At 62.6% G+C, this 26,298-nt stretch carries 20 protein-coding genes; 14 read left to right on the top strand and 6 right to left on the bottom strand.

Translation table 11 applies throughout. The features are described 5' to 3' along the window. Window positions 1-15: 15 nt before the first annotated feature. Window positions 16-666 carry a phosphoglycolate phosphatase gene (gph, locus tag RZV17_RS16905; protein ID WP_047692961.1) on the top strand — a complete coding sequence of 217 codons (651 nt, stop codon included), beginning with the start codon at window positions 16-18 and terminating at the stop codon, window positions 664-666. Window positions 667-925: 259 nt separating this feature from the next. Here the strand turns inward: gph and RZV17_RS16900 are convergent, their stop codons facing one another. Continuing rightward, complete coding sequence (locus tag RZV17_RS16900) at window positions 926-1,318, bottom strand: TfoX/Sxy family protein (RefSeq protein ID WP_047692962.1); 393 nt, start codon at window positions 1,316-1,318, stop codon at window positions 926-928. Beyond that, complete coding sequence (locus RZV17_RS16895) at window positions 1,315-1,797, bottom strand: GAF domain-containing protein (protein ID WP_047692963.1); 483 nt, start codon at window positions 1,795-1,797, stop codon at window positions 1,315-1,317. Before RZV17_RS16895 ends, RZV17_RS16900 begins: the two co-directional genes overlap by 4 nt. 243 nt (window positions 1,798-2,040) lie before the next feature. Between RZV17_RS16895 and bioD the strand changes: the two genes are divergently transcribed. Beyond that, on the top strand, window positions 2,041-2,715 hold the full coding sequence (bioD, locus tag RZV17_RS16890; protein ID WP_047692964.1) for a dethiobiotin synthase: 675 nt from the start codon (window positions 2,041-2,043) through the stop codon (window positions 2,713-2,715). 318 nt (window positions 2,716-3,033) lie between these two features. Here the strand turns inward: bioD and RZV17_RS16885 are convergent, their stop codons facing one another. Then, window positions 3,034-3,369, bottom strand: a complete 336-nt coding sequence (locus tag RZV17_RS16885) for a phasin family protein (RefSeq protein WP_047692965.1) — start codon at window positions 3,367-3,369, stop codon at window positions 3,034-3,036. A 193-nt stretch (window positions 3,370-3,562) separates the two neighbouring features. Further along, a complete protein-coding gene (gene queD, locus RZV17_RS16880; RefSeq protein WP_008576903.1) occupies window positions 3,563-3,916 on the bottom strand; it encodes a 6-carboxytetrahydropterin synthase QueD in 354 nt (117 codons plus the stop codon). Between the two features lie 261 nt (window positions 3,917-4,177). Here queD and RZV17_RS16875 point away from each other — a divergent pair, with 261 nt between their 5' ends. Continuing rightward, window positions 4,178-6,811 carry a TonB-dependent receptor gene (locus RZV17_RS16875; protein ID WP_355605152.1) on the top strand — a complete coding sequence of 878 codons (2,634 nt, stop codon included), beginning with the start codon at window positions 4,178-4,180 and terminating at the stop codon, window positions 6,809-6,811. Window positions 6,812-6,974: 163 nt separating this feature from the next. Further along, window positions 6,975-9,278, top strand: a complete 2,304-nt coding sequence (locus tag RZV17_RS16870) for a transferrin receptor-like dimerization domain-containing protein (protein WP_355605149.1) — start codon at window positions 6,975-6,977, stop codon at window positions 9,276-9,278. 208 nt (window positions 9,279-9,486) lie between these two features. Here the strand turns inward: RZV17_RS16870 and RZV17_RS16865 are convergent, their stop codons facing one another. Further along, on the bottom strand, window positions 9,487-10,869 hold the full coding sequence (locus tag RZV17_RS16865; protein ID WP_039403615.1) for a DEAD/DEAH box helicase: 1,383 nt from the start codon (window positions 10,867-10,869) through the stop codon (window positions 9,487-9,489). A 378-nt stretch (window positions 10,870-11,247) separates the two neighbouring features. On the opposite strand from RZV17_RS16865, the gene RZV17_RS16860 reads away from it, so the two are divergent. Next, complete coding sequence (locus tag RZV17_RS16860; protein WP_355605145.1) at window positions 11,248-12,237, top strand: fumarylacetoacetate hydrolase family protein; 990 nt, start codon at window positions 11,248-11,250, stop codon at window positions 12,235-12,237. Window positions 12,238-12,280: 43 nt separating this feature from the next. Continuing rightward, complete coding sequence (gene maiA / locus RZV17_RS16855; protein WP_355605142.1) at window positions 12,281-12,943, top strand: maleylacetoacetate isomerase; 663 nt, start codon at window positions 12,281-12,283, stop codon at window positions 12,941-12,943. A 467-nt stretch (window positions 12,944-13,410) separates the two neighbouring features. Here maiA and RZV17_RS16850 read toward each other — a convergent pair whose 3' ends face one another. Beyond that, window positions 13,411-14,544, bottom strand: a complete 1,134-nt coding sequence (locus tag RZV17_RS16850; protein ID WP_039403605.1) for a PilT/PilU family type 4a pilus ATPase — start codon at window positions 14,542-14,544, stop codon at window positions 13,411-13,413. Window positions 14,545-14,643: 99 nt separating this feature from the next. Between RZV17_RS16850 and RZV17_RS16845 the strand changes: the two genes are divergently transcribed. From RZV17_RS16845 to RZV17_RS16810, 8 genes are all read left to right on the top strand, one after another. After that, window positions 14,644-15,027, top strand: coding sequence for a DUF4398 domain-containing protein (locus RZV17_RS16845; RefSeq protein ID WP_047692969.1), 384 nt, complete (start codon window positions 14,644-14,646; stop codon window positions 15,025-15,027). Beyond that, the gene (locus RZV17_RS16840) at window positions 15,024-15,914 is read left to right on the top strand and encodes a hypothetical protein (protein ID WP_166744244.1); all 891 of its coding nucleotides are present in this window, start codon (window positions 15,024-15,026) and stop codon (window positions 15,912-15,914) included. Before RZV17_RS16845 ends, RZV17_RS16840 begins: the two co-directional genes overlap by 4 nt. 354 nt (window positions 15,915-16,268) lie before the next feature. Continuing rightward, window positions 16,269-16,487: a YdcH family protein gene (locus RZV17_RS16835; protein ID WP_005991804.1), complete on the top strand. Its 219-nt coding sequence runs from the start codon at window positions 16,269-16,271 to the stop codon at window positions 16,485-16,487. Window positions 16,488-16,718: 231 nt separating this feature from the next. After that, complete coding sequence (locus tag RZV17_RS16830; RefSeq protein ID WP_039403582.1) at window positions 16,719-18,089, top strand: pyridoxal-phosphate dependent enzyme; 1,371 nt, start codon at window positions 16,719-16,721, stop codon at window positions 18,087-18,089. A 102-nt stretch (window positions 18,090-18,191) separates the two neighbouring features. Then, window positions 18,192-19,376, top strand: a complete 1,185-nt coding sequence (locus RZV17_RS16825; protein WP_355605138.1) for a cystathionine gamma-synthase — start codon at window positions 18,192-18,194, stop codon at window positions 19,374-19,376. Beyond that, window positions 19,373-20,218: an ABC transporter permease gene (locus RZV17_RS16820; protein WP_081422241.1), complete on the top strand. Its 846-nt coding sequence runs from the start codon at window positions 19,373-19,375 to the stop codon at window positions 20,216-20,218. The genes RZV17_RS16825 and RZV17_RS16820 overlap by 4 nt, the downstream gene beginning before the upstream one ends. Continuing rightward, the gene (locus RZV17_RS16815) at window positions 20,208-21,557 is read left to right on the top strand and encodes an ABC transporter ATP-binding protein (protein ID WP_081422242.1); all 1,350 of its coding nucleotides are present in this window, start codon (window positions 20,208-20,210) and stop codon (window positions 21,555-21,557) included. Before RZV17_RS16820 ends, RZV17_RS16815 begins: the two co-directional genes overlap by 11 nt. Beyond that, window positions 21,554-26,287 carry a glycosyltransferase gene (locus tag RZV17_RS16810; RefSeq protein WP_081422243.1) on the top strand — a complete coding sequence of 1,578 codons (4,734 nt, stop codon included), beginning with the start codon at window positions 21,554-21,556 and terminating at the stop codon, window positions 26,285-26,287. The genes RZV17_RS16815 and RZV17_RS16810 overlap by 4 nt, the downstream gene beginning before the upstream one ends. Window positions 26,288-26,298: the final 11 nt, after the last annotated feature.

Genomic DNA, 26,298 nt, shown 5'->3' with positions numbered 1-26,298 from the left:
CACGAGGCCGTCCGAATGTTTGCGTACCCGCTGGTGATTTTCGATCTGGACGGCACCCTGGTGGACAGCGCGCCCAATATCGCCGAAGCCCTCAATGACACCTTGCAGGAGTTGGGGCTGGAGCAGTTCAGCGAATCCACCATCCGCGGCTGGATCGGCGAAGGGGTGCAGGTGCTACTGGCTGCCGCACTGCGCGAAGCCGGCAGCACGGACGATGCGGCCACGGTCATGCCGGTGATGATGCGGCACTACGAAGCATGCCTGCTGCACGACCCGCAGCTGTATCCGGGTGTAGCGCAGGCATTGCACGGCCTGCGCGATGCCGGGGCGACGCTGGCGCTATGCACCAACAAGCCATCGCGATTCATCGCACCGCTGCTGGAGCATCTGGGCATCGCCGCGTCCTTCAGCAGCGTGCTTGGTGGCGATTCGTTGCCGCAGCGCAAACCCGACCCGACGCCGCTGCTGCATCTGGCCACGCAGTTCCGGTACACGCCACAGCAATGCCTGATGGTCGGCGATTCGGGCACCGACGCGGCAGCGGCGAATGCCGCCAACATGCCGCTGGCCATGGTGCGTTACGGTTATCTGCGCGGCTTCGACGTGCAGGGCTCCGGTGCGGTGGCCATTGTCGATGACATGCGGGAACTGCTGGCGTTGCGCTGATGCGCTTGATGCCTTCGCGCGGTGTCGCGCGATTCGTTGCGGTCTGCCTGCGCGGCGACGCAGGCGCGTAGGGCTTCAACAGCGGCACCGCATCTGCAGTTCCGGCTCTGGTAGCGTCGCGAGAAAAGCGTGCACGCGCGTATCTGCAGTTGGTAGTGCCATTTGCAGTGGCGACCATTGCATCGTGCTTGGGTGCTCGTTGCGGCGCATGCAAACGAAGCCTCGGTGCGCCGCGTCAGCTACGGCCGCGCGCAAACCTTCAGTCGTCGTGTGCGGCGTCCATCGCCGGGTCGTCATCGCGCAGGTCGCCTGCATCGGCCTGCGCGTCGTCATTGTCGGCACGCGCGTAATGCACGGTTTCCACCGGTCCGCCAACCGCACGGCCGCGCACCGGCAACAGCGCGCTGGCCGCTTCGTATTCGGCCAGCAGGGCGTGGCGCCGCGCTTCCGGAACGTCCTGCCAATGGCAATCGGACAGCGCGCCTTCCAGCGAATACAGCAGATTGAGGCTGGGCTTGAAGCCGGCACGGCGTACTTTCACGAATGCGCCCACCGCACCGACGGCTTGCAGGTCCTGCTGCGTGCGCAGCCCGACCTGGCGCAGCCACGCCGCGCTCTTGGGGCCGATGTTGCGCAGCCGTTCGGTGGTCACGTCAGCGCGTCCACAAAGACCTGCGCGATCGCTTCCAGGCCGCGCTGGTCGTCCGCATCGAAGCGGTCCAGCTCCGGGCTGTCCAGATCCAGCACGCCGATCAACGCATCGCCCCTGACCAGCGGAATCACCAGTTCCGAGCGCGATGCCGAGTCGCAGGCGATATGCCCGGGAAACGTATCCACGTCGGCAATGCGCTGGCTCTGCCGGGTGCTGGCGGCCGCGCCGCACACGCCCTTGTCCAGCGGAATGCGCACGCATGCCGGCAGACCCTGGAATGGCCCCACCACCAGTTCGCGGCCGTCGTAGAAATAAAATCCGGCCCAGTTGAGCGAGGGCAGGGAGTTGAAGATCAGCGCGGCCAGATTGGCGGCATTGGCGATCCGGTCCGGCTCGCCGTGCACCAGGGCCTGGGCCTGGGCGGTGAGCTGGGCATATTGTTCCGGCTTGCTGCCGGTCAGCGAGGAGGTGGCGAACATGGCCGAAGTTTAGCAGCGGCGCTTTGTGGCGGCATGGCGCGCCAGCGCAGGGCGGCGCTGGTGGCGCTTGCCCGCATGGCAGCCGTGCGACTTGGCGCTTCGCGGCGCCGCCCGCCGCCCGGCGCCCGTGGCCGGTGCGACGCCCGCCGCAACAACTGCTTGCCGGCTCAGCGTCGAGTACGGATGCGCACGCTATGCTGCGCGCCCTCACGGCAATGGCGGCGCGGCCGCAGGACCTGACCGATGCAGCATCCGGCGTTTTATGTCACCGGCACCGATACCGGAATCGGCAAGACCATGGGCAGCACCGCGTTGCTGCACGCCTTACGGGCGCGAGGGCGCACGGCGGTGGGCATGAAGCCGGTGGCCAGCGGGTGCGAGCGCACCGCGCAGGGCTGGCGCAACGAAGACGCGCTGGCCCTGCAGGCCGCCAGCGACCCGCAGCCGGACTACGCCACGCTCAACCCCTACGCCTTGCCCGCACCGCTGGCACCAGAGCTGGCGGCAGCCGATGTCGGCGTGACGCTGTCGCTGGACCCGATCACCCAGGCCTTTGCGCAATTGCGCACGCAGGCCGACGTCGTGGTGGTGGAAGGCGTCGGTGGCTGGGCCGCGCCGCTGAGCGCCGATCTGGATCAGGCCGATCTGGTGCGCGCGCTGCAGCTGCCGGTGGTGCTGGTAGTCGGCGTACGGCTGGGCTGCATCAATCATGCGCGCCTGACCGCCGCCGCCATTGCCGCCGACGGCCTGGACTGCATCGGCTGGATCGCCAACGAGGTGGATCCGCAGATGGAACGCACCGAAGACAACATCCGCATGCTGCACGCGCGTCTGGCGATGCCGTGCTGGGGACGGATTCCTTGGCGGCCGGGTGCCGATGCCGCCAGCCAGGCGCAAAGGCTGCAATTGCCGGCTTAGGTCAGACCCGGCAAGTACGCGAGCCTGCTGGCACGCAGCGTGGTCGGCGTCTGGTTGGTCCGCGCCCAGCGCGCGTGTTGTGGCTGACCAGGCAGCGCACCGCACGCTCCATGCGCGGGCAGCGCGCGATCACTTGTTTCTCTACGCAACACGCTTGCAGGTCATCGCAGCAGCTGCGCACCTGCAGCGTCTCCGAGCCATCCCTGCGCAGCGAAACCCAGCGATAGGACAATAAAAAAGCCCGACAGAGGGAGGGATCTGTCGGGCCGGATTGCACGGGGGGAGGGACCCATGCAAAGACGCTGAATTTAGTGGCGGTTACTTGCGCCGGGTCTTGCGTGCTGCGCCGGCCTGATCGCTGCCGGTGTCGAACTGCTGCTTGGCGAATTGCCCAAGCTCGCTGGACATCTTCAACCCCATTCCCACCACTTCCTGATTGACCGAAGCCAGACGTTCCAGGTTGTCGCGGGCCAGTTGCAGTCCTTTCGGCCAGAGCGTCTGGTAGGCGCCCAGGTCGCGTGCCTGCGCAAACTCACCGAAGAAGCTGGTGGTCGCGTTGACGTTCTGTTCCAGCGTGTCCAAGGCCAACTGGTTGGCACGTGCTGCGGCAGAAGCAAACTGACTGGTGAAGCTGTTTTCGAACTGCGCCGACATTGCGAACCCCTTGGGGAAGCGTGTGACCGTTTGTTGCGTTGCAGCATACGCCGATATTGTTGCGATGCAACACGTTTGCTGAAGATTTGCCAACTCTCTGCGGAAGCTCTTCTAGATCAGATGGTTAAAGAAGTTCCGAAACGACAGAAGCCGCCCAATGGGCGGCTTCTGGACACGGGACTGCGCTAACTGATTAGCCGCGGTAGCGGCAGCCGGAGGTGCAGGTCTCATGCACCACAATCTCGCTCAGCTGCGGCAGCGCCGGCTTGAGCTGCTGCCAGATCCAGATCGCCAGCCGCTCGCTGGTGGGGTTTTCCAGCCCTTCGATGTCGTTGAGGTAATGGTGGTCCAGGCGGTCGTAGATCGGCTGGAAGGCGGCCTTGATGTCGCCGAAGTCCATGATCCAGCCGGTCTCGGCACCGGGCTCGCCGCTGACGTGCAGTTCGACCCGAAACGAATGCCCGTGCAGGCGGGCGCATTTGTGCCCAGGCGGCACGTTGGGAAGACGGTGCGCGGCCTCGAGCGTAAAAACTTTGAAGATATCCATGCGCGGCATTGTAAGTGCGCCGGGCGGTCTGCAGCCGACGGCCAGCGCAACGCGCAGCGATATGGCCGCGTCACGGTGCCAATCGGCGATCGCCTGGTTGCACTCCCCACATGCAGCGCAGCGCCGAAGTTCGACGCGCTGGCCAGCGCGCCCGTGTGTCTGTGTGCGTCACCGCAGCGCATATCCGTATGCAGATATGTAATTTTTGTTAGTAAAACGTACATGGCTCACTGCACAGCCCCCTGTTCATGGATGCCGTGCGTGAAGCGCCCTACGCCTTACCTGCTGTCTATTGCCGTGTTGTCGGCGCTGATTCCCCTTGCACACGCCGACGAGGCGCCACCGGAAACGGGCAAGACCCTGGCCACCGTCAGCGTCACCGGCTCCAACATCAAGCGCAGCGACAGCGAAGGCCCGAACCCCGTGCAGGTGATCGACCGCCAGCAACTGGAGCAGTCCGGCAAGGTCACCGTGGCCGACGCGCTGCGTTCGATCTCGGCCAACACCGGCAACGCCACCAACGAGACCACCAATAACGGCTGGGCTTCCGGCTCGGCGGGCATCGGCCTGCGCGGGCTGTCGCAGAAGAACACCCTGGTGCTGCTCAACGGCCGCCGGCTGGCCAACTACGGCTTTCCTGCCAACGGCCTGGGCGACACCTTCGTCAATCTCAATGCGCTGCCGCTGGTGGCGGTGGAGCGCATCGAAGTGCTCAAGGACGGCGCCTCCGCCGTATACGGTTCCGATGCGGTGGCCGGCGTGGTCAACATCATCACCCGCCAGGATTTCCAGGGCGCCGAGCTGGGCGTGAGCGGCGGCACCTCCGATCAGGGCGGCATGGACACCCAGCGCGCCAAGTTCATCGGCGGCATCGGCGACCTGGATAGTGACGGCTACAACATCCTTTTCAGCTTCGACGCCTACAACCGCGACCGGCTCGATCAGGACCAGCGCGCGCTGACCCGTTCGGGCATCTATACCGATCTACCGGGTGGGCGCTGGAACGGCTGGTCGGCCAAGGGCGCCCGATATCTGATCGGTGGCCGCTCGGTGCCGCTGCTGGATGCGCAAGGCAATTGCCCCACCGGCACCGTGCTCACCGCCAGCGCGCCCATCGACGGGCTGGCCGGCGACACCTGCGGCTTCAACCAGGCCCCGTTCACCACGCTGATTCCCTCGACCAAGCGCTATCAGGCCTACACCAACGCCACCTTCCGGCTCAGCGACACCGTCGAAGCGTTCGGCGAGGCGCTCTACAGCGAGGTCAAGGGTGTGTCGATCTTCGGCTCCAGCCCGTACTTCACCCTGGAAGGCGGCCGCTTTGCGTTGAACGCCAGCACCGGCTTGGCCGAGCCGGTGTCCAACCTTCTGCCGGCCTCCAGCCCGTACAACCCGTACGGGGTGGCAGTGCCGATCGAATACACCTTTTTTAACCTGGGCCAGACGGTCAAGACGAACCGCTCGCAGTCCTACCGATTTCTTGGCGGCGTGCGCGGCAAGACCGAGCGCTGGGACTGGGAAGCGGCCGCGTTCACCGCGCGCAGCACCGAGCACGAAACCGTCTCCGGTGGCTTCGCCAATCGCTTCACCCTGGCCCAGGCACTGGCCGATGGCAGCTACAATCTGCGCAACCCATCGGCCACGCCGCAAGCGGTGATCGACGGCATCAACCTCAGCACCTTGCGTCCAGCGCAATCCACCTTGCGTGGTGTCGATGCCAAGGTCTCCGGCAATCTGTTCGCGTTGCCGGCCGGCAGCGTCGGGTTCGCCGCCGGAGCGGAGTGGCGGCAGGAGGAGCTGGTCTCGCGTAATCCTGTGCAGATCGACCAGGGCCTGCAGATCCGCCCGGCGATCGCCGCGGTGGATGGCGAGCGCAAGATCTCGGCGCTGTATGCCGAAGTCAACGTGCCGCTGCTGCAATCGCTGGAACTGCAGCTGGCCGGGCGTGGCGATCATTACAGCGATTTCGGCAATGCGTTTTCGCCCAAGGCCAGCCTGCGCTGGCAGCCGCTGGACGCGGTGCTGGTGCGCGCGGCGGCCTCGCGCGGGTTTCGCGCACCGTCGTTGTCGGAGAATGCGGCCAGCACCAATATTTCTTACGGCTCGGTGGTCGATCCGTTCGATCCGGACGTGCCGGGCTCGCGCCAGAACCCCACCTTTTTCACCGTCGGCAACACCGACCTCGACCCCGAGCGCACCCGCAGCTACAACCTGGGCGTGGTGCTGTCGCCGTGGGCCGACACCAGCCTGAGCGTGGACTGGTACAAGATCGAACTGGACAACCTGGTCGGCACCGGCAACAACGCCACCATCGTGCAGAACAACAACCCGGCCGATGTGATCCGCAACGAGCGCGGCACCCTGGTGGCGGTGTACAACCGCTATCAAAACCTCAGCGAGCTGACCACCTCCGGGATCGATGTCGAATTGCGCCAGCACTGGCGTACCGAAGCGGCCGGCAACTTCGGCCTCAACACCGCCTACACGCATGTACGCGATTACCGCCGCCCCACCGTGGTCGGTGGCCCACTGCAGGATTACGCCGGCAGCAATCTCGGCCCATCGTTGCCGCGCAACAAGGCCACCACCACGCTGGACTGGAACCTGAGCACGATCAGTGCGGCGCTGACCTGGTACTACACCGGCGGCTACGACCAGAAGGCCAGTGCGGCGGCCAGTGCGGTGCAGTCGCGCGTGGGCGACTACAACCAGTTCGATCTGTATCTGGGTTACACCGGCATCGACAAGCTCACCCTGTACGCCAAGATCGAGAACCTGGCCGACAAGCAGCCGCCGGTGGATGCCTCGTTCCCGGGCATTCGCGCGCCCTACGACTTCACCCAGTACGACCTGCGCGGGCGCTATTTCACGGTTGGACTGGATTACCGGTTCTGACCCGCAGTGCAGCGCCGATGCGCGCGGTGGTGGTTTGCCGTCAAACCGCCACCGCGCCATCGCCTGCTGGTTGCGCGTGCCTGGCCATGCGATGGTGGCCCTGGCTGCCATCGCTTCGACGATTCCACTCGCTCTTCGCCCTGAACACTCTCAAGGACGCACGATGACCTCTTCGCAGCATGCCTGGCTGATCGCCCTGGCCCTGGCCTTGGCCGCACCTTCGCTAGCCGCACAACCCGCCGCAGATCCTGCAGCGCCACCGGCCGCGCTGCCCGGGTACGATGCCGCTGCCGCCCAGGCGCAACGCGCGCTGGAAGCGCGCTTCGACGGCGGCTTGAAGGACGCCGATTATCGAGGCTGGTTGAAGCAGTGGTCGTCGGCGCCCAACCACGTCGGCGCCCCGCACAACCTGGAAAACGCCCGCGATCTGCAAACGCGCCTGCGTGCGTACGGCTGGGATGCGCGCATCGAAACCTTCGAGGTGTTGTGGCCATCGCCCAAGACCTCGCAGCTGGAATTGCTGGGCTCCACGCCGTATGTGGCGCGCCTCAAAGAGCCGCCGCTGGCGGGCGACAGCACCTCCGCCCAGACCGAAAACGTGTTGCCACCGTATGTAATCTACGGCGGCAATGGCGATGTCACCGGCGACCTGGTCTACGTCAATTACGGCATCGCCGAAGACTACGAAGCACTGGCGCGCAACGGCGTGGATGTGCGCGGCAAGATCGTGATCGCGCGCTACGGCAAGGGCTGGCGCGGGCTCAAGCCGCGGCTGGCGCAGGAGCATGGCGCCATCGGCGCGATCATTTATTCCGACCCGCGTGACGACGGTTATTTTCAGGATCAGGTCTATCCGGATGGCCCGGCGCGCAATCAGTGGAGCGTGCAACGCGGCTCGGTCGCCAACTTCGCCATCTATCCGGGCGATCCGCTGACCCCGGGCGTGGGCGCAAGCAAGGGCGCCAAGCGGCTGAAGATCGAACAGGCCGGCAGCGTCTTGAAGATCCCGACTTTGCCGATCAGCTGGGGCGACGCACAACCGCTGCTGGCCGCGCTCGGCGGCCCGGTGGCACCGGAAGACTGGCGTGGCGCCCTGCCGATCACCTACCGCATCGGTGGCGACAACACCGCACGCGTCCATCTCAAGGTCGATGCGGAGTGGGGCAGCAAGACCATCTACAACGTCATCGCCACCTTGCGTGGCAGCGAGTATCCCGACCAGTGGGTCGTGCGCGGCAACCACCGCGACGGCTGGGTGTTTGGCGCGGCCGATCCGCTCTCGGGCACCACCGCCTTGCTGGCCGAAGCCAAGGCGATCGGCGAGCTGGCCAAACAGGGCCAGCGCCCCAAGCGCACGCTGGTGTATGCCAGCTGGGATGGCGAAGAAGCCGGGCTGCTCGGCTCCACCGAATGGGCCGAGCAGCACGCCGACGAGCTGCGTCGCAAGGCGGTGCTGTACGTCAACACCGACGGCAACGGGCGCGGCTTTCTCAATGCCGGTGGCAGCCATGCGCTGCAGCGGCTGGTCAATGGCGTGGCGGCAGACGTGCGCGACCCCGACAGCGGCGTGAGCGTGCTCGAACGGCAACGCGCGCGTGCGCGCATCGATGCGTTGGCGCCCACCGCCAAGCCGGCGCAAAAAGAGATCGCCAAGCAGGTGGCCGCCGGTGGTGACGTCCCGCTCAAGGCGCTCGGTTCCGGCAGCGACTACAGCCCGTTCCTGCAGCATCTGGGGTTGGCCACGCTGGATCTGGGCTATGGCGGGCAGGGTGGCGGCAGCGGCGTCTACCACTCGCTGTACGACTCCTACGACTACTTCGCGCGCTATATCGATCCGGATTTCAGCTATCTGCCGTTGCTGTCGCAAACGGTGGGGCGCACCGTGTTGCGCGTGGCCAATGCACCGGTGTTGCCGCAACGTTTCGGCGACTTCGCCGATGCGGTGGCCGGCTATGCACAGGAGCTCAAGCAGCAGGCCGATAGCGACCGCACCGCGGCGCGCACGCAGGCCGAGCTGTTGCAGGCCGGGGCCTATGCGGCGGTCGATAACCCCAACCGTCCGCAGCGTGCCCCCGAGCCCAAGGCGGCGGTGCCGTCGATCGATTTCGCCGCCTTGGATCAGGCGATCACGCGGCTGCAGACCAGCGCCAAGCGCTACGACGCTGCACTGGCCGCGCGTGGCGGCGACCTGGATGCGAACGTGCGCGGCAAGCTCAATGCCTCGCTGCAACGCATCGATCAAACGCTGTTGGTCGCGGGCGGTTTGCCGGGCCGGCCGTGGTATCGCAACCTGATCTACGCACCGGGCCTGGCCACCGGCTACGAGGTCAAGACCTTGCCCGGTATCCGCGAAGCGCTGGAAGACCGGCGCTGGGACGATCTGCGCAACTACATCGTGCAGACTGCGGCGGTGCTGGATCGGTATCGCGAGGCCATCGATCGCAATACCACGTTGATCGAGGGCTAGCGGAGCGCTGCACGGCAAGACTGGCAGCACGCTAGCTCAGCGATGCCGCCGCAGCTGCCAGTCTTGCCTGATGTCTGATGCTTGTTGCGCGCAGCCGGTTCGCTACAGCGCATCCTCTGCACCGCGCCCACAAGAAAGCCGCCCGGAAAGGGCGGCTTTTTTTCAGTTCAACGCCAACCTAAGCGCCGGTCGCACCGGCGCGCAGGAATCAGCGCGTGCCGCTCGGACGCTGGCCGCCACGGCCACCATCGCGACGGCCGGCACCCGCACCGGCGTTGGCCTGACGCGGCCCGCTGCTGCGCTGGCCACCCGGCTTCTTCGGGCCGGCATGCGCATGCGCCTGGCGCGGGGCATCGCCATGCGGACGACGCGCGTGGCTCTTGCGCGGCGCGCGGTCGCCGCCCGGCTGTTCGGCACGGCCCGGCGCGCTGTTGCCCCAGCGGATCGGGGTCTGCGGCTCGTAGCCCGGCACGTCGCGGATTTCCACATCGCGCCCCAGCATGCGCACGATCTGGCGCAGCAGCTTGGCTTCGTCCTGCGCCACCAGCGAGATCGCCTCGCCGGTGGAGCCGTTACGGCCGGTGCGGCCGATGCGGTGCACGTAGTCTTCGGCCACCATCGGCAGGTCGTAGTTGATGACCTTCGGCAGCTGGTCGATATCGATACCGCGCGCGGCGATGTCGGTGGCCACCAGCACGGTGACGCGGCCGGCCTTGAAGTCGCTCAGTGCACGCATGCGCTGGCCCTGGCTCTTGTTGCCGTGGATCGCCGCAGTCTTGATGCCGGACTTCTCCAGGAACAGCGCCAGCTTGTCGCTGCCATGCTTGGTGCGCGCGAACACCAGGGTCTGCTCGCGGCTGTCCTGCGCCAGCAGGTGCAGCAGCAGATCGCGCTTGCGCGCGCCATCGACCGGGTGCACGCGGTGGGTGATGCTCTCGGCCACGGTGTTGCTCGGGGTGACCTGGATCTGCATCGGGTTGCGCATGAACTCCAGCGCCAGCTGCTTGATGTTCTCTTCGAAGGTGGCCGAGAACAGCAGGGTCTGGCGGTTCTGGCGCGGCAGCTTGGTCAGGATGCGCTTGATCGACGGCAAAAAGCCCATGTCGAGCATGCGGTCGGCTTCGTCCAGGATCAGCACTTCGATGCCGGACAGGTCCACGCTGCGACGCTCGATATGGTCGATCAGGCGGCCCGGGCAGGCGATCAGCAGGTCCACGCCACGGCGCAGCGCGTCGAGCTGGTTGCCCATGCCCACGCCGCCGTAGATCACCGCGCTGGGAATGCGCAGGTACTTGCTATAGCCGCGCAGGCTGTCATGCACCTGGGTGGCCAGCTCGCGGGTGGGGGTCAGGATCAGCGCGCGCGGCTTGCGCGGTCCGTTGACCGGCTGCGGCGAGGTGCCCAGGTGCTGCAGCAGCGGCAGGCCGAACGCTGCGGTCTTGCCGGTGCCGGTCTGTGCGCCTGCCAGCAGGTCGTGGCCTTCCAGCACCAGCGGGATCGCTTGCTGCTGGATCGGGGTAGGGGTTTCATAGCCCTGCTCGGCCAACGCGCGCAGCAGGAAGGGCGCAAGGCCCAGGGATTCAAAAGACATCAGGAAGCTCCAAGTAAAGCGTCGCCGCCAGGCACAGCCCGGAGCGCAGACGCATTGCAGATGCAAAAAGGTGAGGCTCGGAGCGTTCCCGTGAACCGCGCTGCGAGATGGTGGAACAACCCGATCAAAGAGCGATGGGTTTGTCGGCACCACGAAAGGCGTCGGGTGGGGCGGGCGAGCGGATCGATCGATCCTGGCCTCGCCGGCGGTCCCAAAGGGAAACGGACGGCCGCATGCAGACCCGGCAAGTGTACGCGGGTTTGGCGCGCTGCACAAAATTCACGTGGTGCGGTTGTGCTGCGGCTCAGTTGTTTCAGGTGTAACGGCTGCTGCAGCAGGTCGTACAATCGGCCGATCCGTCACTGCAGCAGGAAGGTCATGAAGCTAGGTTCCCTGAAAGAAGGCGGCCGCGACGGCAGCCTGATCGTGGTCTCCCGCGACCTGCGCACCGCCGTGCGCGCCACCGGCATCGCGCCCACCCTGCAGCGCGCGCTGGAAGACTGGAGCAATGTCGCGCCGCGTCTGAACGCCTTGTCGGCCTCGCTCAATGACGGCAGCGCCGACGGCGTGTTCGATCTGGATATGCAGGCCCTGGCCGCGCCGCTGCCGCGCGCCTACGAGTTCGTCGACGGCAGTGCCTACCTGCCGCACGTGGAGCGCGTACGCCGCGCGCGCAACGCCGAAGTGCCGGAGAGCTTCTACACCGACCCGCTGATGTACCAGGCCACCAGCGCCGGCTTCTACGGCCCGCGCGATGCCATCAAGGTGATCAGCGAAGAGCACGGCATCGATCTGGAAGCGGAAATTGTGGTGATCACCGACGACGTGCCGATGGCCGCTTCGCCTGAGCAGGCGGCTGGGCACATCCAGTTGGTCGGCCTGGTCAACGATGTCTCGCTGCGCAACCTGATCCCGGCCGAGCTCGCCAAGGGCTTCGGCTTCGTGCAATCCAAACCACGCTCGGCGCTGTCGCCGGTGTTCGTCACCCCCGACGAGCTGGGCGCTGCCTGGCGCGACAGCAAGGTGCATCTGCCGCTGGTGACCCATGTCAATGGCGCCTGGTTCGGCGCCCCCGAAGCCGGCAACGACATGCAGTTCGACTTCGCCCAGCTGATCGCCCACGCCGCCAAGACCCGCCCGTTGTCGGCCGGCACGATCGTCGGCTCGGGCACGATTGCCAACCAGGACACCAGCCTGGGTGCCTCGTGTTTTGCCGAACAGCGCGTGGTCGAGACCCTGCGCGACGGCAAGCCCAGCACGCCGTTCATGGCCTTCGGCGACGTGGTGCGGATCGAAATGTTCGCGGCCGATGGCACCAGCATCTTCGGGGCGATCGAGCAGCGCGTCGAACGGCAGCCGCTGCCGTGAACGGCATTGCCGCGTCGCGTGACGTCGCCACCGGCGGCCGCGCATGAGCCCGCCGCTGGAGCTGTTTTCGTACTGGCGCTCCAGTGCTGCCTATCGCGTGCGCATCGGCCTGCACCTGAAGGCGTTGGACTATCGTGCGCATCCGGTGCATCTGGTGCGCGGCGGTGGCGAGCAGCATGCGCCGGCCTATGCGCAGCTCAATCCGCAGGAACTGGTACCCACCCTGCGGCATGGCCCGGTGGTGATCGCGCAATCGCTGGCGATCCTGGAGTATCTGGAAGATGCCTTCCCCGAGACGCCTCGTCTGTTACCGGCAGCGCCTGCCGAGCGCGCCCGCGTGCGTGCGCTGGCGCAGGTCATTGCCTGCGATGTGCATCCGCTCAACAACCTGCGCGTCATGCAGTTGCTGGAGCGCGAGTTCGCGCTGGATGCGGCGCAACGCCAGCACTGGACGCGGCACTGGATGGAGCGCGGCTTTGCCGCACTGGAACAGCAGCTGGCACGCGACCCGCTCACTGGCCGCTTCTGTCATGGCGATGTGCCAGGCCTGGCCGATGGGGTATTGATCCCGCAGCTCTACAACGCGCACCGGTTCGAGGTCGATCTGGGCCCGTATCCCACCCTGCAGCGCATCGAACAGGCCTGCCTGGCGTTACCGGCCTTCGACGCGGCACGGCCGGAGATGCAGGTGGATGCGGTGGCGTGAGGGCTGCGCATCGAGGCCCTCATCCGCCCTTCGGGCACCTTCTCCCGTGGCACGGGAGAAGGGAAAGCCGGGCGTCTGGCCCGAACCGGGCCGTTGCGATGCTGGTTGATGTTGCGACGTGAAGCCGTAGGGCCAAAGCGCCAGCGCCAAGGCACCGCACGCTCACTGGTGTCCCTCCTCCCGTGGACGGGAGAAGGGCAAGCCAGGCATCTGGCTCGATCCGGGCCGTTGCGATGCTGGTTGATGTTGCGACCCAAAGCCCTACGGTTCAAAGCGCGAGCCCCAAGGCACCGCACGCTCACTTATGTCCCTTCTCCCGCATGCGGGAGAAGGTGGCGCGCAGCGCCGGATGAGGGCGCTTGTCGCATCGATATCGCGAATGAGGGGGCTCGTCGCAGCGTCCGCCCTGACAGTTCAGGAGCCGGCAACCCGAGCGCCGCAATGACCGACCTTCACCGCCAGACCGATCAGATGAACCCGTGACTGATCTTCGGCGAAGCCGCCGCTTCGTAATCCGCGTAAGGGTCGTGCTCGCCCGAGCCACCTTCCGACAGGCGGAATTTCAGCGCCAGGCCATCGCGTGAATCGGCGGCGCGCAGCGCCTCTTCCTGCTCGATCTCGCCGGTCTTGACCATCCGGAACAGGCATTGGTCGAAGGTCTGCATGCCTTCTTCCAGCGACTCCTCCATCGCCTGCTTGACCTCGTGCACCTGCCCGCGCCGCAGCAAGTCGCGGATCATCGGCGTGTTGAGCAGTACCTCGGTCGCCGGCCGGCGGCGTCCGTCCACGCCCTTGACCAGGCGCAGCGACACCACCGCGCGCAGGTTCAGCGCCAGATTCATCAGCACGTTCTTGTGCGCGCTCTCGGGGAAGAAATTGAGGATGCGCTCGATGGTCTGGTCGGCATTGTTGGAGTGCAGCGTGGCCAGGCACAGGTGGCCGGTTTCGGCGAACGCGATGGCCGCCTCCATGGTTTCGGCGTCCAGGATCTCGCCGATCAGGATCACGTCCGGCGCCTCGCGCATCGCGTTCTTCAGCGCGCTCTGAAAGGCGTGGGTATCCAGGCCCACCTCGCGCTGGTTCACGATCGACATCTTGTGCTTGTGCAGATATTCGATCGGGTCCTCGATGGTGAGGATGTGCCCGGTGGTGGTGCTGTTGCGATGGTCGATCATCGACGCCAGCGAGGTCGACTTGCCCGAACCGGTGGACCCCACCACCAGCACCAGCCCGCGCGGGGTCATGATGACGTCCTTGAGCACCTGCGGCAGGTTGAGCTCTTCGATGCTCGGGATGCGGCTGCGGATGGCACGGATCACCATGCCCACTTCGCCGCGCTGCTTGAACACGTTGACGCGGAAGCGGCCCGCGTCGGGCAGGGCGATGGCCATGTTGAGCTCGAGCTCGCGCTCGAACTGCGGCACCTGGCCCTCGTCCATCAAGGAATAGGCGATTTTCTTGACCATTCCCGGCGGCAACCCCGTATTGCCGAGCGGGTAGAGCTTGCCTTCGATCTTGATGTACACCGGCGCGCCGGTGGTCAAGAACATGTCCGAGGCATTCTTTTCGGTCATCAGCTTCAGGAAGTAGCCGATATCCATGCGCAATGGTTCCCCAACAAACAGCAGCGTCTCGTTGCAAGTCCGCCGCAGGCTTCCGACAATGGCCGTGCTCGAGACTTCCTCGCTACGGCTCCCCTAATGACGGCTAGCTTCGCATACTTGCGGCGATCCCTGTATGGCATCGCCTGTTTCATGGTTCTTTCCTCTCCGGCCGCCGCTCAGGTGGCCCCGGAGCTCACCGCCGCCGAACAGGCCGTGCAACGCGCCACCCAGGCCGATGCCGACCAATACGCACCGGATCTGGTCAACCTGGCACGCCAGGAATTGATGCAGGCCCAGCAGGCGCAACTGGACAAGCGCCAGCGCAAGCAGGTGCCGCAGATCGCCTTGCGCGCAGCGGCCGACGCCGATCTGGCCAAGGCCCGCAGCGAAGAGGCGGTGGTCACCGCCCAGCTGGAACAGCGCAAGAAGGAAGTGGCGCAGTTGCAGAACAGCCTCAACACCGGGGAGGGCGGCCGATGAAACTGCGCCCGCTGCTCTACATCGGTGTATTGAGCCTGGCCAGCTTGCCGCCGCTGGCGATGGCGGCCAAGGACGACCCGCAGGCCGACGCGCTCAACCGGCGCCTGGCCGCGCTGCAGAACGACCCGCAGACCAGCGACCTGGCCCGCTTCGAGCGGCTGCAGGCCCAGCAAAGCGTGGCCGCACTGGCCGAGGCCAAGCGCCGCGACCGCGACGAGCTGGTGTTCCTGGCCGACCGCCGGGTCGAAATTGCCGAACTCACCGCCCGCACCGCACTGGCGCGGCGTGAGCTGGATCGGCTGGAAGGCACCCGTAACGATCTGCTGATCGAAGCCAGCCGTCGCGACGCCTCGCGTGCGCGCCAGGAGGCCGAACGCTTGCGCGTGCAGGCGCAGATCCAGGCCGAAGAGGCCGAGCGCATGCGTCAGGCCGCCGAACAGGAGACCCTGGCCCGGCAGGACGCCGAGCTGGCGCTCACTAGCGTGGCCGGCAAACAGACCGCCAAGCTCAATGCGGCTCAGCAGAAAGCCGTGCAGCTGGCACACGAGGAGGCCGAACTGGTGGCCGGGGCCAAGTTGCCGGCTGCCAAGTTCGATAGCCGTGGCGAGGTCTTTTCCCTGGGGAGCGGTGCCTTCGGTGGCAAGACGGCGTTGTCCGGTGATGCGGCCGGGCAGGCCAAGGCCCTGGCCGAATACCTGAACATCGGCAAGAAGGGCCGGGTCAGCATCGTTGGCTTCGACAGCGACGCGGCCACGGCTAAGAAGCGTGCCGAGGCGGTACGCGATGCGTTGGTGGCCGGCGGGGTGGCTGCGTCCCGGTTGCAGGTCAGCGGCGCCAAGGGTGCCGCCAGCAAGACGCGGGCAGCCGAGGTCGTTGTTGCGCCCTGATGGCAAGTGGTTGGAAGTTAAGGTCTTTTAACTCCGGCATGACGCCCGGTTGAACCGCGGTCACTGATTCACGCCAAGAAGCGGCGGAGCGGCCCTTTCGGCCTTGAACCCCCTGCGCGACCGGCGTAGGGTCGTACCTCCAGGCAGCAACTCCGCTGCCTGGAAAGTACGGAGGGCCGGGCCAGTGACGCAAGGGCACGCAGCGACGCAACGTGGTGGAAGAGCAGGTGGTCTCGCCAGTGCGTGTGCCGTTGTCACCTTCGCCACCGTGACTCGTGGGTCTTCCATCCCCAAGCAGCGCCCCGTGCCGCCCGCGGCCGGGGCGTTCTTGTTTTAAGTGAAGGAGGTAACGCCATGTTCGAAGGGCAACCGCAGACCGAAATCGACGCATTGATCAAGTCCGATCCCGAGTTCAAGCAGCTGTACCAACGCCACAAGCTCTTGAACAAGAAATGCATGGATGCCGAACTTGGGGTGCTCCCCATCGACGACGTGACCTTGGGCCAGATGAAACGCGAGAAGTTGCAGGCCAAAGAAAAGCTCACCCGGATGTACGACCAGCTCACGCACTGATCCTTCCCCACCGCTAGAACAAGTTCACCGTCGCGGGCGGTGGCGGCCTCCTCGTCGGCTTGCCACCGTCCGCGTCTTTATTCGGCCAGCGCCGGTTGTTGCATGTTGCCAGGGCGGTTGAGCACGCTTGTTCATGGGGGCGCGCAATCGCTTCACGCCTGAATGAGCATTCCCCGCCGGTTCGTCGGATAATGACCGGTCTAGCCCGCGCGGCGCAGCGACGATATCCCGATGGCGATTCATTCCTCCGTACTCGAACTGATTGGCAACACGCCGATCGTCAAGGCCCAGCGCCTGGACACCGGCGTCTGCGAGCTGTTCCTCAAGCTGGAGGCGAACAATCCCGGCGGATCGATCAAGGACCGCATCGGCCTGTCGATGATCGAGGCAGCTGAACAGCGCGGCGACCTGAAGCCCGGCGCCACCCTGGTGGAAGGCACCGCCGGCAATACCGGCCTGGGTCTGGCCCTGGTGGCGCAGCAGAAGGGCTACCAGCTGATCCTGGTGGTGCCGGACAAGATGAGCCGCGAGAAGATCTTCAATCTCAAGGCCATGGGCGCCAACGTGGTGCTGACCCGCTCGGACGTGGCCAAGGGCCACCCGGAGTACTACCAGGACCTGGCCGCCAAGATCGCCGCCGAGACCCCGGGCGCCTACTTCATCAACCAGTTCGGCAACCCGGACAATCCGGCCGCGCACGAATTCGGCACCGGCCCGGAAATCCTGGCGCAGATGGACGGCCAGCTGGATGCGATCGTGTTCGGCTGCGGCAGTTCCGGCACCATGACCGGCCTGTCGCGCGCGTTCGCCAGCGCCTCGCCGCACACCGAACTGGTGCTGGCTGACCCGGTCGGCTCGATCCTGACCCAGTACATCGAAGAGGGCACGGTCAGCGAAAAGTCCGGCAGCTGGCTGGTCGAGGGCATTGGCGAGGATTTCCTGCCGGATATCTCCGACTTCACGCGCGTCAAGAAGGCCTATTCCATCAGCGATGCGGAGAGCTTCCATACCGCGCGCGAGCTGTTGGCCAAGGAGGGCATCCTCGGCGGCTCGTCCACCGGCACCTTGCTGGCCGCTGCGCTGAAGTACTGCCGCGAGCAGACCACGCCCAAGCGCGTGCTGGTGTTCGTCTGCGACACCGGCAACAAGTACCTGTCGAAGATGTACAACGACTACTGGATGCTGGACAACGGCTTTTTGGAGCGCCCGCAGCACGGCGACCTGCGCGACCTGATCCTGCGCCCGTACAACAAGCGCGACACCGTCGTGGTCGGCCCGAAGGACCTGCTGACCACCGCGTACCAGCGCATGAAGCTGTACGACGTCTCGCAGTTGCCGGTGATCGACGACGGCGAGCTGGTCGGCATCGTCGACGAGAGCGACGTGCTGCTGCATGTGTATGGCGACGAGGCGCGCTTCCGCGACCCGATTTCCACCGCCATGGTCAGCAAGCTCGATCGCCTGGACGTCGCGTCGCCGATCGAAGCGCTGCTGCCGGTGTTCGACCGCGGCCAGGTCGCCATCGTCATGGACGGCAAGCAGTTCCTGGGCCTGATCACCCGTATCGACCTGCTCAACTACCTGCGCCGCCGCGTGCAGTGATCGCATGCAGTGATCAGCCAGCGCCGCGCGCCCGGATGAGACGCGCGGCACCGGCCATTCAGACCTGCTTGCTACAATCCGCCACTTTTTCCGGGAACCTCCATGTCCAATCGCACCACCAACAGCCATGATGGCGAGCGCGCACTGTCGCTCGCGACGCTGGCGATCCATGGAGGGCAGTCGCCGGATCCCAGCACCGGGGCGGTGATGCCGCCGATCTATGCGACGTCCACCTATGCGCAGTCCAGCCCGGGCGAGCATCAGGGTTTCGAGTACTCGCGCACCCACAACCCCACGCGCTTTGCCTATGAGCGCTGTGTCGCATCGCTGGAAGGGGGCACGCGTGCATTCGCCTTCGCCTCCGGCATGGCCGCCACCTCCACGGTGATGGAACTGCTGGATGCCGGCAACCACGTCGTAGCGATGGACGATCTGTACGGCGGCACCTTCCGTCTGTTCGAGCGCGTGCGCCGTCGCACCGCCGGCCTGGATTTCAGCTTCGTCGATCTGACCGACGCGGCCGCCTTCGAAGCCGCGATCCGCCCCGACACCAAGATGGTGTGGATCGAAACCCCGACCAACCCGATGCTCAAGTTGGTCGACATCGCCGCCATCGCTGCGATCGCGCGCAAGCACGGTCTGCTGATCGTGGTCGACAACACCTTCGCCTCGCCGATGCTGCAACGCCCGCTCAGCCTGGGCGCCGACATCGTCGTGCACTCGGCCACCAAGTACCTCAACGGTCACTCGGACATGGTGGGCGGCATCGCCGTGGTCGGCGACAACACCGAACTGGCCGAACAACTGGCGTTTCTGCAGAACTCCATCGGCGGTGTCCAGGGCCCGTTCGACAGCTTCCTCGCGTTACGTGGATTGAAGACGTTGCCCCTGCGCATGCGCGCACACTGCGAAAACGCCCTGGCGCTGGCGCAGTGGCTGGAGACGCATCCCGCGATCGAGAAGGTGATCTACCCCGGCCTGCCTTCGCACCCGCAGCACGCGCTCGCGAAAAGCCAGATGTACGGCTTCGGCGGCATCGTCTCGATCGTCCTCAAGGGCGGCTTCGACGCGGCCAAGCGTTTCTGCGAGAAGACCGAACTGTTCACCCTGGCCGAATCGCTGGGCGGCGTGGAAAGCCTGGTGAACCATCCAGCCGTCATGACGCACGCCTCCATCCCCGTGGCCCGCCGCGACCAGCTTGGTATCAGCGATGCGCTGGTGCGGCTGAGTGTGGGGGTTGAGGATGTGGGGGATTTGCGAAGTGATCTAGATAGTGCGTTGAAATGACCCGTTCAAACCGATTAGGCAGTTCTGTCCATACGGGCTCAAGCCCAATTGCCCCGTATGCGTCACTTTCGCGTCACCGTCGCTTGGTGTGGGAGCTATGCAAGCGCGATATTGCTGGAAAGTACCGCGGATCTATGGGGGGCTCGCTCTGGGCTTTTTTGAACCCCCTGCTTATGTTGGCTATCTACTCGTTTGTGTTTGGCTATATCTTCAAGTCACGTTGGTCGGGAGCGGCAACGGGCGATACACATTTTGCCGTTGTCTTGTTTTCAGGTTTGATTTTCGGGAATTTATTTTCTGAATGTCTAAGTCGAGCACCCGTGCTTATCACATCTAACCCAAATTATGTAAAGAAGGTAATCTTCCCCTTGGAGGTTCTTCCCTGGGTAGTTGTGGGTACGTCAATGTTTCACGCCGTAATCAGCTTTTTGGTGCTACTGATCGCTATGCTGCTTACAGGTGCTTCGATCTCCCCCGCGGCATTGTTCTTTCCGGTTGTCATGTTGTTGTTTCTTCCAATGGTTGCAGGGGTTACTTGGTTGGTCTCTGCGTTGGGTGTTTATTTTCGTGATGCGCAGCAGATTATGATGGTACTTACAACTGCTTTGGTCTTTTTGGCGCCCATCTTTTATCCGCGCAGCAGCCTGCCGCAGGAGTATCAGTGGCTTCAAATGCTCAATCCACTGACCTTTGTCGTTGAGGCCGGCCGTGATGCGGTGCTTTGGGATAAGCTGCCGTCGGCGGAGCACGTCTTGATGTACCTGCTGGTGTCCTTAGTCATTTCATGGCTTGGATGGTTGAGTTTTAAGGCGACACGCAAGGGATTTGCAGATGTCCTCTGAAAAACCAGTCATTACCGTCGATCAGGTTAGCAAGCGCTACGAAATATACGCGGAGCCTTCAGATCGATTTAAGCAGATGACGATTTCGGCGTTGGGCAAATTTGTGCCAATGCGTGAACGCCGCTACTTCAAGGAATTTTGGGCCCTGCACGGAGTGTCGTTGCAGGTGCAGCGTGGTGAGTGTGTTGCGCTTATTGGGCGCAATGGCTCGGGAAAATCCACTTTGTTGCAGATTATTGCGGGCACGGTGACGCCAACCGCCGGGACAGCATCGGTAGATGGGCGCGTTGCAGCACTGCTTGAACTTGGATCCGGCTTCAATCCCGAGTTTACTGGACTTGAAAATGTCTATCTCAACGCATCTCTTCTAGGTTTGTCTCGTCAAGAAGTCGATGCCAGGCTTGATGCGATTCTAGAGTTTGCCGACATTGGTGACTTTGTTAATCAGCCTGTCCGTACTTATTCCAGCGGAATGACCGTACGCCTAGCATTTGCCGTGCAGGCCCAGATTGACCCCGATGTACTGATTGTCGATGAAGCTTTGGCTGTTGGCGATGCACGCTTTCAGGCGAAGTGTTTCGCTCGCCTGAAATCTTTACGAGAGCGTGGAACTTCAATTTTGCTCGTAACCCATTCAACTGAGCAGGTAGTCACCCACTGCGACCGAGCTATCCTCATCGATCATGGACAGAAAATCGAAGATGGTGCTCCGCGCCCCGTTGTGAATTTATACCTTGATCTGTTGTACGGCCGTCAAAAGGCGGCGACATCTCAAGCTTCACCCTCAGCGGTAGAAGCGCTTGGCTCCCCGCTAGATGAGCAATTGGCTCAATTCGATGCGGGTTTCGGAACGAGAAACGAAGCACTTTTTGCTTCACGCCCCGCGTTCAATCCTTACGAGCATCGGTGGGGTGACGGCAAAGCAGAGTTTTTGGACTTTGCTCTTTTTTCGCAGGGGCAGTCTTTTCCTTCCAGTCTCCCTGCAGGAGCAGAGATCGATCTCTACCTACGCTATCGTTGCTCTGCCGAGTTGGTGAGGCCGATTTTGGGCATTACCTTGAAGACCAAGGAGGGGCTGACGGTATATGGGACGAATACTGAAATGGCGGCAGTGGAAGGCGCCTTCGCGAAAGACGGAAAGACCGGGATCGCGCTTTGTCGCCTGAAGCTAAATTGTGCGGCTGGCGATTACTTTATTTCAGTGGGACTAGCCAGCCGTGAAACAGATGGCGAGGTCATTCCTCATGATCGGCGTTACGATGCAATTCACTTGTGTGTCGAGACGACTCTTCCCTTTATCGGGATCACCGACCTTCGAGCTAATTTGAAACTTCTATGACATGGATTTTTGATCCCGCTACCAGCTTTGGGCACTATACGTTTGATGAAAAATCCAACTGCTGGCAGCCTGCCGGATTGGGAGCTGAGTGGTCCTATTCGGACGGCGACGCTGTCGAAGATAATCTCTATCAGCTAGTCGCTGGCTGTACGGATCGAAGTGTTCAGTCGCTCGAATTGTCTAATTGCATTACTGACTGGCCGACCAAATACTATTTCAGTCCACGTCGCGCCAATCTGCTTAGGCCAGTGGCCGAGCTGCTCAGCGGTGATGTGCTGGAGGTGGGAGCGGGGTGTGGAGCGATCACGCGTTATCTAGGCGAAACCGCCAGGAACGTGGTGGCGTTGGAACCTGCGCCACGCCGTGCGCGAGTTGCGAAAAAGCGCTGTGAGGACCTTGCCAATGTCCAATTGGTTGTGGAGAACCTTGAGGCTTTTAGAACAGAGGCGCGATTTGACGCAGTCACTTTAATCGGCGTTCTCGAATATGCGGAGCGCTTCTCAGATCGGCCGGACGCAGCAGCCCATTGGTTAGCTTGCGCCCGTAATCTGCTCAAGCCCGGCGGTGTCTTGTTGGTTGCCATTGAAAACCAACTGGGCCTCAAGTATTTCGCTGGTGCGCCGGAGGACCATCTGGGTCGGCCCATGCTGGGTCTTGAGGAGGTTTACGCAGGTAGCGGGGCGCGCACCTATGGCCGTCGAGAGCTAGAGGAAATGATGCGTCTCGCAGGGTTTGCCGATGTCGCGGTGGCGCTACCGTTTCCTGATTATAAACTTCCGACATCGATCTGGTTTTCCAAAGATGGCAAAGCCGCGCCAGGATTCGACGATGGGGCTGCGCTTGCGGCTGCATCGGTGACGCGCGATCCTCAAATTGGACGGCCGCCATTGTTTGCTGTCGACCGTGTCTGGAATGTTGTCGCCCGCAATGGCTTGCTGCCGGAGATGGCCAATTCGTTCCTTTTTGTAGCGCACATGCAGACGACTGATGCATTGTTCGGATCCAAAAACTGTGACGTAGCTGGGTACCACTTATCCACCGAACGAGATAGACCGTTTGCGAAGGTCACTCGCTTCGAATTGCGTGACAGGAAGCCTTGGGTTAGTCGTAGCTTTCTTATCCCCGGCCTAGCGCGTGAAGCTGACGGGTTTGAATGCACTCCGAAAGATGAGCGCTATGTTGCAGGGTGCGCACTAACTGATTCGCTTTACGAAATGTTGCTGCATGATGGATGGCAGATCGGTGATGTGGGTCCATGGTTAAGGCGTTGGCTCGAGGCGGTTGCGCGCCATGTGGGTCTGGAACCGGAAGCGCTGGTCAATTCCGAGTACAACGCGGAAATGTTGCTGCCTGGCGACGTTATTGATCTGGTTCCGCACAATCTAATGGAGGCGGCCGATGGGTCGCTTCGCTTCATCGATCTGGAGTGGCGTAGTGCTGAGCCCGTGGCACTCGGATACCTGGTTTTCCGAGGCCTGCTGGAAGTGGTGTCTTCCTGCGTGAGTGTGGCTCGACCTTATGATGAGCGACATCTGTACCTGATGCACTTCATCACGGATGCGATGCGTGAGTGTGGAGGCATGCTCATGCCGTCTGTCGCAGATATCGAGCGATATATAGCTCTAGAGCGCCGCTTCCAGTGTGCTGCCTCGGGCAGGCCGGCTGCGCTTGAGTACAAGTTGCTGGTTGAAGCAAAGATGCCTGTTACATCAACTTCGACAGTAGAGGGGCCATTGATCACGTCACTGATCGAAGCGAGAGAGGTGCGGGAGCAGCTAAACGATCTCCTTTCCCACCATGATGCTCTGCTTGCCGAACATGAGAAGGTAGCAGCATGGGCCAAAGGCCTTGATCAGGAACTCATGGAGGACAGGACGCGACATGCCGCGTTGGTAGCCGAGCACGAAGAGGTTGCACGATGGGCCTCAGGCTTGGATGAGCAGGTGTTGCGTGCCGCTAACAGCTTGGACGAGCTCATCGTACATGCAGAGCAAGATGGAAAATTGGACGCGGGGATCTTGGGTGCCTACTTGCTAGAGCTTGTAACGCTTCGCCGTGACTACAGTCTGCTGAAGCGTACGGATCAGAGAACTGTTGACGAAATGGATGCCGTCAAAGTCCAGCTGGCAAAGTCCGAGGGCCGGAACGCGCAACTGTTACTTCGTGTGGAGGATGCCGAGACGCAACTCCAACGGGCATTGGCCGGTGAACAGGGAGCTTTGAAACTGGTGGAGTCGCTGCAGCATCAAGAGCGCGCGTTGCAATCCGATCTTGCCAGGCTGAGGCATCTAATGGCCAATATGGAAGTAGGGCAGTCTGCGGAAAGGAATGCTGCGATGCAGCGCGAGAAGGACATTATAGAGCGCGAGAACGAAGCGTCCCAGCGTGACAAAATCTGGGCAGACAGGGAAATGGTCGCACTTGATACACAGCGCAAAGTGGCTGAGGAGGCGCTTTTGGCTGCGCAGTCATCCTCGGAACTGATCGGAGCCGAAAACCGGGTCCGTGCTCTTGAAACTGAGGTCGAGCTGGCTCGGGAAGCCTACGACACCGTGGTCAAGTCTCAGTCGTGGCGCATGACAAAGCCGCTGCGCTTTGCAATGCGGATCATGCGCGGGGATTGGAATGCCGTCGCTGCATCCGTACGCGGTAAGCCTTGGGCGCAGTCACCGATTCTAAATTTGGTTCGTAACCCGGCGAAACGTTTCCTCATGCAGCGCGACGCAGCTTCTCCAGCGCCGCCTGACGGACTGCTGATGCATACTCAGGACGACCCTGCACGGTTGCTTGAGGGCGTCTCATTTCAGATTGTCGATGCGCCTGAAGTCAGTATTATTATTCCCGCATATGGGCGACTCGACCACACCGCTGCATGCGTCAGATCGATCTACGCCAATTTGCCGAATGCATCAATAGAGGTTCTGGTTGTCGAGGATGCGTCTGGCGACGAGCAGATTGGTGCGCTGAGTCAGGTGCCAGGTCTACGCTACTCGGAAAATCCGATCAATTTAGGCTTTCTGCGCTCATGTAATCATGCGGCGTCCCTAGCGAGAGGCCGATATATCTACTTCCTTAACAATGATACGGAAGTAACCGAAGGCTGGTTGGACGCGCTGGTGAATACGGCAAAATCCTGGCCGGAATGCGGTCTTGTGGGGTCCAAGCTGATCTATCCAGATGGACGCCTGCAGGAGGCTGGTGGCATTGTTTGGAAAGATGCAAGCGCGTGGAACTATGGAAGATTGGATGACCCATCCCGTAGCATCTACAACTACACGCGTGAAGTGGATTACATTTCCGGCGCGTCGATCATGATTGAAAAGGCGCTGTTCGATTATTTCGGTGGTTTTGACGAATTATATCTGCCCGCTTACTTTGAAGACACCGATTTGGCATTCAAGGTGCGTGCGTCAGGGCGCAAGGTCGTGTATGAGCCCCGCTCTGTTGTCGTTCACTATGAAGGAATTTCGCACGGTACCGATACGGGCGGCGGCATCAAAGCTTTCCAGGTGGACAACCAGAAGAAGTTCTATGAGCGCTGGAAGGGTGTGCTAGAGCGAGATCACTTGGCGAATGCCGACCGGCCATTCCTTGCTCGCGATCGTAGCCACCTGAAAAAGGTGATACTGGTCATTGACCACTACATTCCGCAGCCAGACCGCGACGCGGGGTCGCGGGCTATGTACCAATTATTGAAGTTGTTGATAGCCAACGGCTATGCGGTAAAGTTCTGGCCAGAAAACATGTGGCACGATGCTCCATATGCGCGTCCACTGCAGGATGTTGGGGTTGACGTGATGTACGGAGCTGAGTATGTCGGTGGTTTCGAAAAATGGATCGCCGAAAATGGCGCTAGCATTGACACGATAATATTCAGTCGGCCGCATATTAGCGTCCAGTTTATCGACGCTGTTATTCAATACTCGCCAGCCCGCCGTCTCTACTATGGTCACGACATCCATTACTTGCGCCTTGCGGAGCAAATGAAGGTAGAGCCGTCGCCTGAACTTCAAGTTGATCTTGAGCACTATCGTGCAATTGAAGAGGGCCTCTGGCGAAAAATGCATGAGGTTTATTACCCAAGCGAGATCGAGACGGCTTATGTGAATTCGTGGATTGCTTCAGCGGACGTGGAATGTAAGGCCACAACAGTGCCCCTCTACGCGTATGAAAGTGTTCCATTGCGAGCGCAGGAAAATCTTCGTTTGCGTCGCGATATCCTATTTGTAGCGGGCTTTGGGCATCCGCCTAATGTCGATGGAGCAAAGTGGTTTGTAGCTGAGATATTTCCCCTAATCCGGGTAAAGCATCCGGATGTCCATGTCATAATGGTCGGATCTAATCCGACCAGCGACGTGAAGGCACTGGCAAATGAGTTCATCAAGGTAACTGGTTTTGTTTCCGATGAACAGCTAGAGGCCATGTACGAATCGGCGCGCGTTGCTATTGCGCCTTTACGGTTTGGTGGCGGAATGAAGGGAAAGGTACTCGAATCAATGCGCTACGGTCTACCGATTGTGACAACGTCGACTGGTGTGCAGGGATTATCGGCAACTCGTGACTTTGTTTACGCTGCGGACGACCCTAAGGAATTTGCCGCTGCAACAAACCTATTATTGGAAAACGACCCTGAATGGTTGCGTCGCTCCCATGACGGTCAAGCGTTTATTAATAAAGAATTTTCTGCTCAATCAGTCCTCGCCGCCATGCGACACGGATTGGGTGGGTAATATTGGATTCG

The sequence above is a fragment of the Xanthomonas cannabis genome (genome assembly GCF_040616535.1).
In the GTDB taxonomy this organism is placed as follows: Bacteria; Pseudomonadota; Gammaproteobacteria; order Xanthomonadales; family Xanthomonadaceae; genus Xanthomonas; species Xanthomonas cannabis.
The sequence above is the reverse complement of the archived record's forward strand: the minus strand, read 5'-3'. Positions and strand labels throughout refer to the sequence as shown.